This is a genomic window from Deltaproteobacteria bacterium (assembly GCA_017302835.1).
GTDB lineage: Bacteria > Bdellovibrionota > Bdellovibrionia > Bdellovibrionales > Bdellovibrionaceae > UBA2316.
The window spans coordinates 1-13,993 of record JAFLCC010000029.1 but is presented as its reverse complement, the minus strand read 5'-3'; the positions used below and the strand labels follow the sequence as shown (position 1 = coordinate 13,993).

16 protein-coding genes are annotated in these 13,993 nt (G+C 42.1%); 5 read left to right on the top strand and 11 right to left on the bottom strand.

Annotated features, from left to right (window positions below; all coding sequences use genetic code 11):
- Positions 1 to 104 precede the first annotated feature (104 nt).
- From J0M15_16655 to J0M15_16620, 8 genes are all read right to left on the bottom strand, one after another.
- On the bottom strand, positions 105 to 1,424 hold the full coding sequence (locus J0M15_16655; GenBank protein ID MBN8538682.1) for a sigma-54-dependent Fis family transcriptional regulator: 1,320 nt from the start codon (positions 1,422 to 1,424) through the stop codon (positions 105 to 107).
- A 326-nt stretch (positions 1,425 to 1,750) separates the two neighbouring features.
- On the bottom strand, positions 1,751 to 2,593 hold the full coding sequence (locus tag J0M15_16650) for a tyrosine-type recombinase/integrase (protein ID MBN8538681.1): 843 nt from the start codon (positions 2,591 to 2,593) through the stop codon (positions 1,751 to 1,753).
- Between the two features lies 1 nt (position 2,594).
- A complete protein-coding gene (locus J0M15_16645) occupies positions 2,595 to 2,801 on the bottom strand; it encodes a hypothetical protein (protein ID MBN8538680.1) in 207 nt (68 codons plus the stop codon).
- A gap of 889 nt (positions 2,802 to 3,690) precedes the next feature.
- The gene (locus J0M15_16640; GenBank protein MBN8538679.1) at positions 3,691 to 6,597 is read right to left on the bottom strand and encodes a tail fiber domain-containing protein; all 2,907 of its coding nucleotides are present in this window, start codon (positions 6,595 to 6,597) and stop codon (positions 3,691 to 3,693) included.
- Positions 6,594 to 6,896, bottom strand: coding sequence for a hypothetical protein (locus J0M15_16635; GenBank protein ID MBN8538678.1), 303 nt, complete (start codon positions 6,894 to 6,896; stop codon positions 6,594 to 6,596). The genes J0M15_16640 and J0M15_16635 overlap by 4 nt, the downstream gene beginning before the upstream one ends.
- Before the next feature lie 152 nt (positions 6,897 to 7,048).
- Positions 7,049 to 7,897: a nucleotidyl transferase AbiEii/AbiGii toxin family protein gene (locus tag J0M15_16630; protein MBN8538677.1), complete on the bottom strand. Its 849-nt coding sequence runs from the start codon at positions 7,895 to 7,897 to the stop codon at positions 7,049 to 7,051.
- The gene (locus J0M15_16625) at positions 7,894 to 8,478 is read right to left on the bottom strand and encodes a type IV toxin-antitoxin system AbiEi family antitoxin domain-containing protein (GenBank protein MBN8538676.1); all 585 of its coding nucleotides are present in this window, start codon (positions 8,476 to 8,478) and stop codon (positions 7,894 to 7,896) included. The genes J0M15_16630 and J0M15_16625 overlap by 4 nt, the downstream gene beginning before the upstream one ends.
- A gap of 261 nt (positions 8,479 to 8,739) precedes the next feature.
- Positions 8,740 to 8,949, bottom strand: a complete 210-nt coding sequence (locus tag J0M15_16620) for a sigma-70 family RNA polymerase sigma factor (GenBank protein MBN8538675.1) — start codon at positions 8,947 to 8,949, stop codon at positions 8,740 to 8,742.
- A 360-nt stretch (positions 8,950 to 9,309) separates the two neighbouring features.
- Between J0M15_16620 and J0M15_16615 the strand changes: the two genes are divergently transcribed.
- The 3 genes from J0M15_16615 to J0M15_16605 all read left to right on the top strand — a co-directional run bounded on the left by J0M15_16615 (position 9,310) and on the right by J0M15_16605 (position 10,806).
- Entirely contained in the window at positions 9,310 to 9,681 is a 372-nt protein-coding gene (locus J0M15_16615; GenBank protein ID MBN8538674.1) for a hypothetical protein, read from the top strand.
- 119 nt (positions 9,682 to 9,800) lie between these two features.
- Entirely contained in the window at positions 9,801 to 10,556 is a 756-nt protein-coding gene (locus J0M15_16610; protein MBN8538673.1) for a CPBP family intramembrane metalloprotease, read from the top strand.
- Between the two features lie 13 nt (positions 10,557 to 10,569).
- Positions 10,570 to 10,806, top strand: coding sequence for a hypothetical protein (locus tag J0M15_16605; GenBank protein ID MBN8538672.1), 237 nt, complete (start codon positions 10,570 to 10,572; stop codon positions 10,804 to 10,806).
- A gap of 74 nt (positions 10,807 to 10,880) precedes the next feature.
- On the opposite strand, the gene J0M15_16600 is transcribed toward J0M15_16605, so the two are convergent.
- On the bottom strand, positions 10,881 to 11,243 hold the full coding sequence (locus J0M15_16600; GenBank protein ID MBN8538671.1) for a hypothetical protein: 363 nt from the start codon (positions 11,241 to 11,243) through the stop codon (positions 10,881 to 10,883).
- Positions 11,244 to 11,403: 160 nt separating this feature from the next.
- On the opposite strand from J0M15_16600, the gene J0M15_16595 reads away from it, so the two are divergent.
- Together J0M15_16595 and J0M15_16590 are read left to right on the top strand one after the other, a co-directional pair.
- Entirely contained in the window at positions 11,404 to 11,658 is a 255-nt protein-coding gene (locus J0M15_16595) for a S8 family serine peptidase (protein MBN8538670.1), read from the top strand.
- A gap of 54 nt (positions 11,659 to 11,712) precedes the next feature.
- Positions 11,713 to 12,033 (top strand): hypothetical protein, encoded by a 321-nt coding sequence (locus tag J0M15_16590; GenBank protein MBN8538669.1) that lies wholly within the window; start codon positions 11,713 to 11,715, stop codon positions 12,031 to 12,033.
- Between the two features lie 49 nt (positions 12,034 to 12,082).
- On the opposite strand, the gene J0M15_16585 is transcribed toward J0M15_16590, so the two are convergent.
- Both J0M15_16585 and J0M15_16580 read right to left on the bottom strand, forming a co-directional pair.
- Positions 12,083 to 12,661 (bottom strand): tail fiber domain-containing protein, encoded by a 579-nt coding sequence (locus J0M15_16585; protein ID MBN8538668.1) that lies wholly within the window; start codon positions 12,659 to 12,661, stop codon positions 12,083 to 12,085.
- A gap of 38 nt (positions 12,662 to 12,699) precedes the next feature.
- Positions 12,700 to 13,993: hypothetical protein (locus tag J0M15_16580; protein MBN8538667.1), on the bottom strand; the 1,294-nt coding region annotated here is incomplete at its 5' end.

Sequence of the window (13,993 nt, the reverse complement as noted above, 5' to 3'; positions counted from 1 at the left end):
TTTTACTTGTGATGGCTTACTTTTTCGCATTAGGGAGTTCTCCTTTGTTATTAATGATTTATGTGTTTAAGTTAAATCATTATGGAGTGCTCCCTTTTTAATTTCTACCACTTTCGGGACGTTGCCCTTGCGGCGCCAGAAATAGATTTTGATTTTTGAAGAGTTTCAGTGATCAGGATTTTATCTTCATTTTCGCGCACCGCCTTTATTGAATTGATATCGGATAATTTCTGAGTATTATTGGCCACGTAAATTCTATCTTTAAGAATACTTAAATCTAGGTAATCGCCGACCGATGCGCTGACCAAATGTTTAATACAATGCTCAAGCTCTCTTACATTTCCCTTCCAATGCATTTTTTTGAATTCTTCTACAGTAGCCTCAAGCAAAATTTTATTTTTACGCTCTTCTTGATTTGCTCTTTTGATAAAAATTTCTGCCAAATAGGAGATATCCTCTGGGCGTTCTCTCAGTGGTTTGAGATTGATGGGCAAAACATTTAGCCGATAAAAAAGGTCTTCTCGAAATTGCCTATTTGCAATCATGCTTCCTATGGGTGCATTTGTTGCGGCAATCAATCGAAAATCAATTTTTTTTGCGATGTTTGATCCCACTGGCATTATTGTTTTTTCTTGAAGCACTCGCAAGAGTGTCGCCTGAAGATGCATTGGCAACTCGCCGATTTCATCCAGAAAAATGGTTCCACCATTTGCCGCTTGAAAGAAACCAACTCGTGTTCGGTTTGCACCAGTAAAAGCCCCCTTTTCGTGTCCAAAAAGTTCCGATTCAATTAAGGCTTCTGGAATACTAGCACAGTTGACAGCGATGAAAGGCATTAATGCTCGCGGAGAATGTTTGTGGATCGCACGGGCTACTTTTTCTTTTCCAGTTCCATTTTCTCCACGTATAAGAACAGTTTCTTTGGACGAGGCAAAACGCAATATCAGATTGGCGGTGTCAGCCAGGGCATTCGAAATGCCGACCATATCAACACTCTCGATTAGTTTTCTATTTGCATTTTCAGTAAACAAAGCAACGGGCTTTGTTCGCTTTTCAACTTCACGACATAGACGATGAATAATACCCAGTAGTTTGGCGTTGCCTATGTCTTTTTCAACAAAAAATACCGCGCCAGAGTCTAAAGACTGATTGTGGGCCTCAACGGAATCATCGCCAGAAAAACCTAGAATTGCTAGATTGGGTTCTCGCGCTTTAATTTCTTTTATAACTTCAGGGCCACTCATCCCCGGCATGTGAAAATCTATCATTCCCAAAGAAAACTGATTAATACCCTGCCTGATAATGGCAATGGCTTCTTCGCCGCTCTCAACTGCACGAACAGAAAAGCCTTCGTCATTAAGAAAAGCCACCATAGAGTTTCTGATATTTAGATCGTCATCGACCAAAAGAATATTGTGTTGCAATCGTACCCCCCAATATATCTCCTAATCAAGTATAGTGCCATGAAGAGAACCACACCTTTGAGTATATAAAAAAGCATGGCAGTCGTTTTAAATCCATTTAGACTAAAGTAATGTAGTTCAATTGGTAGACAGATAGAGTATTTTTTTCATGACTGCCTAATTCGAAGTATAGAAACGCAGAGAATTCATGCTTAATCAATGATTTAGGCTATGTAAGAACTGGCGGAAAACCGCCAAGAGCCTTTGCGACACAAGGCCTATTGTTTTTAAGCGACATTTAAAAAGAAAAAAATACACTGTTGTTTCTACCAGGGGAAATCTGTATCTCACATATAAGCTGGCTTATGAAAATCATATTCAGATCTATTTCTAATTGGTCTGGAAACCACATAAATCATGGTCGATTCAATAAATCGATGTCGAAGTTGTTGTTGGATCATCATGAGGCTAGCCCCTCTATTGAGCAGGTTGGTAGCTAAACTATGGCGAAGAAGGTGGGGGAATATGCGTCGCCCGATTTGTGCTCGTGATGCGGTTGTTCTGAGTGATTTCCTTACGTCACCTGTGGTTAATTGATTGTTCTTAAGAAGTGTTGTGAAAAGAAATTGGTCCTTTTCTCTAGGATGGGATCTTAAATAATCAATAAGAACGCGAGTACACTCTGCGGAAATATTTATAACTCCATCCTGTCGATTCTTTCCGTCGCGCACTGTGACTTGGTTTGCACCGAGATCAATATCCTCTAACTTCAAGTTGCATAATTCTAGATTTCTAACTCCCGAGTACGCAAGCAAACAAATCATGGCCTTAACTCGGATATTTTTGGCAGCCAAAAGTAGACGCGAGACCTCAGACTCAGTCATAACATCTTTAATTAGTCTTCTTGGTTTCTTTGGTCGAGCCAGTTTTATCGCTTGGCCTTTGAAACGAGTATAATGCTCTAGCCCCAGGGAAGAGTTTACAACATGACTGTAGCTATATTTTCTATCATACATCCAGCCGATATGTTCTTTTATGTTTGTGTACTGTGGAACAAATTTTTTCATTCGTCGTAACGATATACTGACAGTTCTGCAATAGCCATTGGCAGTGACTTTCGCTAGGCCACGATCCACCATTAAGTAACCTTCAAATTTCTTCATCTGGCGATCTAGTTTCGTTTTATCCATTTTATCCTCCGTTAATTTTATTGCTGTTAAAAATCCAATGTTGATGTTTGGGAATAAGTGTGTAGCCTGGGTGTTTGCGCTTCTTTTTCTTAGGTCTTATCCGACTCACTTTATAGGGTTCTTCTAAGCCAAGTTTTTTAGAGAAATTTTCTTTTTCTGAACTCTCAAGAATTCTTTTTGGTTTTCGATTCCATTTGCCGCTGTTCATACATATGCTCCGATCAAACTTGAAGGTGATATATAATTGTTAATCGCAATATTAATAAAACACCTAAAGAGCAGAAAACTTTTAAGTATGGATTTCTGATCAACTGGAAGAACGAATGCAATCATTCTTTGAGAGAAATCGAACAAATGAGAAATAGTTTTTTTCTTCTGAATCTTCAGTCGTGCCTCCGGGCGTAATCAGTTGAATTGATTTCAAACAGCTGCAACACTTTTTTGAAACCTCTTTGTTGAGCTGCGAACTGTTTATTTTAGAGGAATCACTTTGGGGAGAGTGATCAGTTACTTTTAATCCCAGTATTTTGCGACTACGAAAATTTTTCTGCCTTTTCCGGCGACTCAAGATTCCTTTATCTGTTGAGCAGTATTTTTTTTCTGTAATTCGACGATTTCTTTTTCGCCCTTCATGGCTGCAAGCGGGACTACAATATTTATGACCGCGCCAGCAATGCTCGCAGTAACGAAACGTGATCAAACAAACTGGGCAGACTAACTCAAGACCAAGGCGCACCAGAGACTCTTTTGCTAAGAGTTTTGCAGCCAAAATATAAAAATGTTTTCAGAGTGCCATTTTTTTTCACCAATATTTAAATTTTGAGTGACTGTGGCAGAGGAGACACTAAAAAAGTGACCCATCCTCTAAACGCTTGACCTATAAACGACTACCGATGAGGCCATAAATCTTTTAAGGGGAGGAGGCATCAAATTAGTCACCCAAAATGACCAATTTTTGGTGGTGACCGTAAAAAACACGGTGTTTTTGGTCACTTTTTTGAGGCCTCCATATTTAACAAGCTGTAATCATTACGGAATTACGACTCGCAGTTGGAGAAAATGGGTGTTTTTGGGCAGTTTTTAAGCAATTTCTATTTTTATAATCCGAGCTTATTTTTGATTGCCGCTAATTCTTTTTCTTGTTGATCAAGACGCGACCTAAGTTCAGCGTTTTCTTGCTTGATCGCTGAGTTCTGTGCCTCAAGTTTATCAGCCCTGGAATTTGCTTCAGATTTTACGGAAGCAATTTCCCGTGATTTGTTTTCGTCTGAAGTTTTTACCTCAACACTGAGTGCTTTAAATTCCGCGTAAAACGCTTTTATAGCCCCCGTAATCCAAGGCACCAGCCCAGTATAGTTTACTTGCTTAAAGCCATCCTCGCCCGTTCTAACGAATTCTGGAGCGATTTTCTCAAGCTCTTGAGCAATGAATCCCGTGTGACGTCCATTATCCACACTTCTCCAATCATAAGTCACAGTTCTAAGTTGCAAAATGTTTTCTAAAGAAGCGGCATCTGAAAAAGTTTCGATGTTCTTTTTGAGCCTTTCATCAGACGAGCAAGCAAAGCCCGTTGATGCTGGGGTGACTGTGCAAGTTGTAGCTCCACCATCAGCAAAAGTAGCTATTGTGGCACCTAAAGAGCCAAGAACATGAAGCTTCGTAGAAGGGCCTGTAGTTCCTATACCGACATTGCCAGAGGAATCAATTCGGGCTCGTTCTGTACCACCAGTAACTATCGAGATCGTATCAGCTGCCGGATTCTGCAGGCCTGTGTTGTTGTCATCTTTAAAGGAATAAGCGGGATTGGAGTTCGTTGGGGTCAATGACAAACGAAAAGTTCCAGAATCTGAACCGTTCAGGCTGGCTGGAGTCGTTGATGCATTTAAGAAAATCTGCGCTGCCGAACCGCCAGCGACAAAGCTCATGACATTCGGAGAGTCTAAATTCAATCCAGTGTTTGTTGATCCGGTAAAAGAAAAGGATGGCGAAGAGGAATCTCCACTAGGAACTAATATTCGTCCACTGCCACCGATCTGAAGTGCTGCGGAGGGGGTTGTCGTGCCAATACCCACGTTGCCACCTATATTTCCCATTATGATATTTCCAACGGATCCTGTTCCAGATTTTGGGCCGCCATTCAGAAATATGCTGCCACCATTATTGTTTCCAGCAATGGCTAGACCTCCAGTAATGTTGACATTGCCAGCAGGGCTGCTTGATCCGGCGGTGTTCGTGAATCCACCCAGGATATTCACCGCACCTCCGGTGGTTTTGCCCAAGCCACCTTGTATATTTACAGCTCCACCCGTCGATGATGAATCACCCGAAGCGGTTCCCCCCAGGAGATTCACAGGACCACCTGCGCCACCGTTGCCGCTAGTGCCTGCAGACAAATCGAGCGTGCCGCCGTTGCCAGTGAGCTTGCCTGTACCTGAAGATATATGAATGCCGCCTCCCTGAGCTGCGGTTGCACCATTTGCATGAGCTCCATTTATGTAGAACGACGTAGCATTTTCGCCGTCGACATTCGTGTTGGCAATATTCAGACTTCGACCACCAACATTTTTCGAAACCGTGATATCGCCGCTGACTTCCAATGCACTCGAAGGCGTCGTTGTTCCTATCCCGACGTTGCCACCATTTAAGTAAGAATCGCCACTGCCAGCTAAACGAACTGTTTGTGTTATCGTCGCATCCCAAAGATTGATGTAACCTCCCACTCCTCCCGAGGCTGAACCAATCAGCACTGTCGTATCAGTGGTTGAAGAGATTCCTCTAAGAAAAGTATTATTTTGTCCAACGCCATTTACAGTTAGACCTATTGGGCCAGAGGAGAAAGATCCTGCTTTAACTTGTCCATTTCCCACATCTAGCGCAGAAGTTGGAGTCGCCGTACCAATCCCTACATTCCCATTAGAAAGAATCGTCATCTTAGTAGTATTGTTAGTTTTCAAGTTCAAATCAAATGCATCGTTGGTACCGATGTTCCCCGCGACACCAAAGCTGTTACCGCCATTAACAAAAGTCCCCGTAGCGCCAGTGATCGGTAAATCCGTAGAAGCTAGTGCACGAAATGTCGGAGCTGCAGGGCCGCCAGAGGCAGGTCCTGCGAAAACAGTATTAGCTGTCTGATTAGCAAGGGTAGCCGTGATGCTGCCATTAGCAGTCAGTGGTGAGTTAGTAACACTGAACATCGCCGGAAGCGTCAACCCCACACTGGAAAGACCACCGCCACTAGTACCAAAAGTTTTCACAGCACCATCGTAATATTTCATCACGTTAGATCCAGAGTCATACCAGATTTGCCCAGCAGCAAGACCGCTGGATGGATTTCCCGCAACAACCGGAAGCGCAACACTGCCATTACTGGTAGTCTGCACATAATTCGCTGCCGGAGTCGCAAGCAGAGTATTTAGATTTGTTAACTGAGTCGGATTCAGCGCCGGAGCAGCCACCGGATTGCCACTAACATCCACCGCGCGCAAAATATTGCTCACCGCAAATTTATCTACTTTCTGTGCTTCGAGGGCATACATCGCTTGTGGTACATAATTTAAATTCATCAGCGGCATCGCCTCATAGGCGGCCATGGTTTCATCTTTAAAATACACTACCAGTTTACGCCCATCAGAAGAGTTGGGTGCGTAAGTAGTGCCCGATGCACAGCGAGTGGTATCCAAGGTCATCGTTTCACGATTAGCAAAAATGCGGTCTACTTGATAAGTCGCTGTATCTAGTCTTGTACCAGTGCCATCATTTAGAGTGAGGGCAAAAACTCCGGAAGAGCCAGCCATATTTAAAGTTTGAACTTCTTCATAAAGCAGACAGTTTTCTGAACCAGGCGAGCGTACCTGCATGCGAAATTGAACTGTTGTTCCTTCAAGAGGATTTCCATCAGGTTTAAAAATGCGTCCTTGGTAAGACACGCCAGGGTTGTTGGCAAAACTAGTTGTCGCTAAAAAAAACGTAAATAAAAAGAAAAGGGTTTTCATTGACCAGCTCATTGATATTCCTCTCCAGAGGTGATGCGGCCATTAACGTGTAAGTAAACTCGGTAGCCATTCTGAGTGGCAGCGAGCTGTTTATTAATTAATAACCCGGCAGATTGTTTGATTTTAAATCCACTCGCCGCGGTAGCAACGTAATTGCTTGAACCAGAAACATTTTCAAGCGAAGTGACTTTGCTAAATGGAACTAAGGGGACACCCGAACTGCCGTCAAGAGGTGTGATGGAGGCATGCATATAGCAGCCCGAAAATATAAATTGAAGTAACAAAATAACTAGTAACCTTGAACATTTCATACTTATGTTATGGATCGGTCAAACTTGCCAGAGCTTTAGCTAAAAATTACATTTGTCTCATATTTTGACGAAATTATTAACACATTCCAAAATTGAGATTTTTTTAGAGAAATTATCTCAATCTAGGAATTTTCAAATTATTCCCTGGCCTTTTAAATACGTTTAGATAAATAGTCGTTGACGGTATCTAAGACTTCTTTAAATGATGCAGAAATAGAAACATCTTTTAAGAAATTAGATTTTTTATGGTGTATGGTCCATAAATTTTCAAGGCGGTCCATTTGTGATTTGGAAAATGGACCTATTTGTTTAAGATCGGTTTTTCTGTTTTTAAAAGTTTGCTTTACAGCGGTCAAAGTTTTTCTTGTGTCCAGCAATTCTGATTGAATCAGTAAAATCAAATCATGGTAGTCTTTCATTCTTGAATTTAAGGCATCCCGTTTAACGGCGGTTTCAAGTTTTTCAGCAAAAATGGTTTCTACGGGATAAGCCCAAAGTTGGATTTCTTTTTCAAAAAGAGGACTTCCTTTGTTTTCACAAAGTTGGATTGTGATGTTTTCTGGTTTTACTATATCCCCGATGCCGATATCAATTCTTACCGGAGTTCTTGTTTGCCCAAGTTCGGCTCTCATTGAGATTTCAAATCCGGGATAGTTCATATGTGGATGGTTCAAACTATTTACTTTTGCCGATGAAAATTTTATTCCGTCATTAGCGTCGAATTGATTAATTTCATCAACAATTTTGGAAACGTTTTCAAGATTTGAGGAAAGTCCTTTGGCTAAAAAATCTAAATCCTTAGTTTCACGGTGAATGGATAAATATTGATCTAAACACATTCCTCCTTTGAAAATAAAAGTATCCCGGTGTTTGGAATTATACAGCCGAACTAGCCAGCGTTCTAAAATCACACTCTGCCAGATAACGGCAAAGGGTTTATTTTGTGCTTGAGCAATTTGTTTTACTCGGTCTTTAACGGATCTTTCAATTGATTTTGTCATGTGGTGATAGCCTCAGTATAGGGGGATATATCATATCGCAGCTTTTCTGAATAGCGAGATAGTTTTTTAAAATTCGGGTTATGAGTCGGTGTCTTTTGCAAATAAATTTTTAGGGCTTTGATGGCTAGTTCCCTAGATAGAAAACGGAAGGAATCAATGACGGTTCTTTCTTGATCAAAAATCCACACACTTTCCTTGCCAAGCTTGATTTTTATTTTTCCCAGCGACATATTGCTTAGTCTCATAATTTTTGTATGGTTTCTTTTTTTTGGCCAAACGTTGTTGGGAACTGCAATCCAATGTTCCCTTGAAAACTCATCCGTCATTTCATAAATATTTAGGGCTGATACCAGACAAATCACGCCCTTTGGAATACTTTTGACTGTAGCAACTAGGTCTTCCCAGGGAGTAGGCACTTGCAGATCATTTCGGGGATTTCTATAGAGCCCCCGTGAAATGCGCTCCAGAATTCCAATGTTGACATAGTAGGCAAGCTGACTAGCGCTTATTCCAAAAGTTTTTGCTTCTTTTGAGGTAAAGGAAGCTCGATTTTTAAGTAGTTTTCTAAATTGCTTGTTCATTTTTACTATTTTAACAATCATACAAAGTATTTGCAATATTGTATGAATATTAAAAATATTAGGCCTAAAGTCTAACAAATACTGAGGTTTAGGCGATAATTTTAAACTAAATCTGCCCAATCCTCTGCGGTTCGGACCGCCGTGAGTAGAAATTCAGTTATGATTTTTTAATTACTAACCAGATCTTCTAGTTGCAAAGTCCAGTAGTAAGTTTTGCCATTATCAAATGAGATAATATTACCTTCTGATTCCTCGAAGCTCTCAAATTCGGATTGTGCCATTTCCCAAGCCATACGGTGGAGCCGCTGAATTCTTAAAAGATTGCCGTTGATTTATAGAAAAACTGACGGACTTTCTTGTTCTGAGCGTCGCTTTTTGACGGAGGAGCTGTCGTCGCACGGTGGAATAGGGTAACCCAAATCGATCAGCAACTTCATCTATCGAAAGTCCTTTTTCATAAAAAGCCCGCAAATCAAGGTTTTCCTGGGAAATTAGATGGACCGTGATTTCAATGAAATCATGTACTTGACTGAGATTGCAGGTTGTCGGGACAGGGCTACCAATTTTTAAGCTGTTTGAACCAGCGTCATAAAAAAGTTCGGTTTCAAAGTTAAAATTTCAGCAGTTCTCGGGTTCCCATGAAAAACGGGGAGAGCCGAAGTGCGCCTTTTTTCTGGCGCTATGTCTTTATTAATCCCATCACTGCTCATAGCCATTTGTAAAAAACGAGAGCCAGCTATGGCAAGCTCTCGCTAGTAATGTTTTTCACCAACGAAAAAGAAAATTTCCACTTCATCGCTTTTCACAATAATTTTATGCACTATTTTTTGAGTGATCGCTGTTTTTACCACGGGATTATTTTCATTTTTCAACAAATTCACAATAACCGCTTTAAACTCCCTAAAATCCAGCTATAATCCCTTACGTAGTATTCTTGAAAAATACCCCAGTCTGTCATTGCCAGATCAGATCAAAATTGACTTAAAACTCATGGACTTTGTTTATCCTAAACTCAAAGAACAACACCTAGTTACGGATGATAGCGAGTCTTCAAACGAGTCGAAAAATGTACAGGCCACCATAATTCGGGTTGGGTTACTGGGTGATCCGATCGACCTTGCTGTTAAGACAATATTGGGAGAATACGAAGCTAGTGAATTTTTATGCAAACTTGCTGAATTGAGCACTGAGGATCTTCTTTGAATTATTAATTGGAAAAGCAAAAAAATACCCTGAGTTCTGCGGTGATGGTGCGATTTTGAAGAATTTCAACTGAAGCAGTGGGTATAGCATTCAATTAAACAAATGATACGTTCTCGAAAATGAAGACAATTTTTCAAGTCATAGCTTTACTTTTCTACAGCTTTTTTACGTATTTTTTTTGGATCGAGCGAACGCATGAGCGGGCGGCAATTATAATCTGCGTCCTTGGTGTGCTCTGCTTTTTTCATGCACAGTTTCGTCTTGGGCTTAATTTGGCTGTGATTGTTGCAATTACCCATTTCCTCAGCTGGATTTGCTCCCAATCAACGTATTTACAGTGGCCACTTGATTTTTATATAATGGCAGCCGCTGGATTCCTGTATCTAAAGTTTTTCGATCGGAAAAATAGTATCTCTCTTGGTTGGAAGGTTCCATTTACAAAATCTCAGATTCTATCAATTTTGATAATAAATATTCCATCAGTTGCCGTTCTTCTTTGGTACTTTATGGAAAACAAAGAGGTGGCTAAGCAGTGGCCAATTCCAGAGCTTCCAATTTGGGCAATGCCTATTTTAGTATTCTTGATGGCAGCAGTAAATGGACTTAGAGAAGAAGTATATTTCCGTGGTCTGCTGCAATCGCAGACAAATAAAGATTTTTCGCCTTGGTTTACTATACTTTTCCAGGCGATACTTTTTGGTGGTCTTCATTTTAGCGGCGCATTCCCACAAGGATGGATTGGAGTTTTTCTTACGGCGCTGTGGGGCGGGGCTATTGCGATACAATTTCAGATATTTAGATCAATAAAATTGGCCTGGCTAACCCATTCAATAGCTGATGCCATCATGTTTACTACTATTCTTGTGGCTCGCTAAGTGGAAATGCTCAATGAATAGCTTTCTAAAGTCTGATGTTAAGATTCGTGAGATTGACCCAATTTTAATAAATAAAATTGAGTTGGTCGCAACACGAATGCGACAGACTCTTGTTGAGGTGCTCGGCCCAGAAAAAGGAACGGCTCTTTACACGATGGAATGGCTTTTAGAAAGAGTTCGCTGGCATCTTGACAACGTGCCTTACGGTTATTTTTCAACTAAAACACGTTTTTCTGACACGATCATTTGATGGTTATGCTGAAATACATTTACGCCAAGAGCTTGGTCAATTCATGGCCCAGACAAAATGATTTCAACAAATGATTAAAATTTTTCTATAAGATTGCAACTATATGAAAGGCAATTGCTAGGGCCTGTGTAGGTTCCATTCAAATATGAAGGAATTTGAATCTTCCAGCATGCTTTTGTATCAGAGTACTTTGCAGAGATAATAGCTTTTGCCAAATAATCCTCGGGGAAAGTACCTGCCGTTGGTGCTTCCTCGGTAACTTGCAAAGATGTGTAAGCTTCGCGTGCAATTTCTCCACTGATAGAAGTAATTTTCCTGGATTCACTCTCGTAGCTAACTTGGCTAGAAGAGGTAGTATCACATTGTTGAAGTTCATCGGCATGTGCGAATTTACTAAAAGAAAGAGCAGATATCAAAATTAAAGTCATATTTTTCATGATTTTCTCCTAAAGGTTATTTCATTTACTTGGCAACCTTAAGCTACTTTGGTTTCGAATTCTAGATGTTCAAATTATGACAGGGAAATATTCCATGCCTAGGCAAATAAAGCCGAAGTGGCAGCTGACGTCATCAGTTGAAGTAGGACTGTAGGATCAAATTGAGTCACATTATGTCAGTGGAACTTCCTTTGCCTCACCCGTTGCGGCAGGGGTGGCCGCCTTAATATTTTCTGCGAATCCTGGTTTAGGCGCTAATCAAGCGGAGGATATCCTAAAAGCCAATGCCGATGACCTGGGTGCTATTGGCTGGGATGGTCTCTATGGAATGGGCCGCATTAACGCAGCCAGAAAGGTTGCCGCTGCCATAGCAGCTCCAGTCTTGGACTCTCAAGCGCAACCGTTTCGTTTTTAGCCCCATCTGCTGGTTCAAAAAATCAGTGGAGTTACTTCAATAAGCATCAGTGCTGTGGATAATGTCGCAATTCGTAAGGTTGAACTCTTTCTAAATTCGACCCTCATCAGCACGATGACCGTGTCTCCCTATTCAACGAATCTAGATACGACGCTTTATCCGGACGGAGTGGTCACATTTAAAGCCATCGCAAAAGACACATCTGGAAATCCTGCCCATGCAAGTCTGAATGTAACAATGGGAAACATCGTTGATACAATAGCGCCAATCATCACCTCATTTTCGCCAGCAAATGGCTCGATCGTTTCAGGTCGCGCGGTGGCTGTGCCTGCGGCTGCGGCAGCGACGAGCTTTAACAGTGACCCATCCTCTTAACGCTTCACCTGTATACGACTACCGATGGGGCCCTAAATCTTTGGATTTATCACAGTCCAAGTTTCTTTTTAATCGCTGACAATTCCATTTTTTGTGTCGCAAATTCTTTTTCTTGTTGGTCAAGGCGCGCCTTAAGTTCAGCGTTTTCTTGCTTGATTGTTGCATTTTCCATTTTCACAGTAGCAATCTCACGGTCTTGAGTGCTTTGATAAGCCTCAACGCCCATAATCCTAGTGAAAAGCTCCTGAACGGCCTTAATTAGCGGCGAAATGAGTTCTGAGTACCTAACGCCATAACGATCTGTTGTTTCATCGTGAGTGACAATAGAGGTCTTTTCCCCTTTGCCAATCTCATCAATGACCTGTTCTGCTTCTTGGGCAATCAGGCCATAGTGAACATCGTTATCAATTCCTGTATTCCAGCGGTAGGAAACAGGGCGCAATTTGTTAATAAAATCTAAGCCCAAGTTGGTGTCATAGATATCTTTTTTCTCACGACGATCCGAAGTATTAATTGTACCATTAGTCGCATAGACTGTTGTGAATCGATAGGTCGCACTACCAAGAGTAGTGGTATTGTCTACCGCTGGTGAAATAATTCCAGCAACTTGGAGTGTCGTTTGTGGCAATGTAGTTCCTATACCGACGTTGCCGACGACCTCGACAGTTAGTTTTTCAGACAAGTTAAGACAAAATAATGAAATCCGTCGGTTCCATCATATCCGGTCCGGATCAAAGTTGCTGTATAGTCAGCGGGGCAACCACCTAAGGTCGGTGCCGCCTGAGTTCCGCTGATTGTCAGCGTCGACCCACTGCAATCGCTTGAAACAGTTCCGGCAGTCGGCGTGGACCACGTGGAAGCTCCGCTATAATAGACAGAGCGATGTCCACACCATGTTCCGGCAGGCACCGTTCCGCCGCTTAAAGATGTCCAAGCAGTCCCATTGCAAAATTCCATGACCTTGCTTGTCGCATTGTACCGTTGTTGACCTTCATTTGTACCGTTGCAGCTGGAAGCACTATTGCCAATTTTTATCTCTCCATTTACATCAAGTTTTGCCGTGGGATTTGCCGTCCCGATGCCAACGTTGCCTGAGGAATCTATCTTAAATGCACTTCCCGTAGTTCCCGTTGTAGTATCAACGCGGAAAAGGTCTGCCGTTTGCCCAACAATCCCATTTATCGCAAGTGATACCGAATTGGAGGTCAACGATCCTACGTTGAGACGGCCAGTTCCTGGCCCTCCGGCAACACTAACTATTCCGCCGCCGCCAACCATCTGTACCATAGCGCCAGTTGACGAGCCCGCCTTGAAGACGACTCCCGAGGTTGATGATTCGACTTGAAATATTCCTGTCCCTGCATTGACGCCATAAGCATGGAGGGGGGAAGTCGGGCTCGTCGTGCCCACTCCGACGTTTCCACCATTCTTATTTAAAAGTACAAAGCCACGTGAAGAGCCATTTCCTCCAGAAACTGAAACGTCAGCTCCTTGAAAGCCATTATAAGAATCGGCCGCAGCCAAGTTCGCACTTCCGCCACCCCCAGCATAATATCCACCATTCAACGTGAGCGATGCGCCAGGTGCGGGATATGTTCCAGTAGCAGTTCCGCCTGTTAAGCTGATAGCGCCACCTGTCATTCCACTTCCACCTACAAAAGAGACACCACCACCAATCCCAGGAAGTAATCCACTTGAATTCAAGCCACCAATGACCTCCAAGGCCTTAGACATTGTTGATCCTGAACTAGAGTTTGGTTGAGTAATTTGAACAAAGTTTGTTGGACTCGCAGTCCCGATCCCTACATTCCCACCCATAAAGGTCGCCGCATGCCCAGCACCAGCCTGAGTCACTGCTAGAGCTGTCGAAGCAGAGTTTGAATTATTCACCAGAGGCCCAGTCATCGTACCACCAGCCAAGGGTAATTTCGTCGCATCTGTCGCAGTGATATTTGTTAAA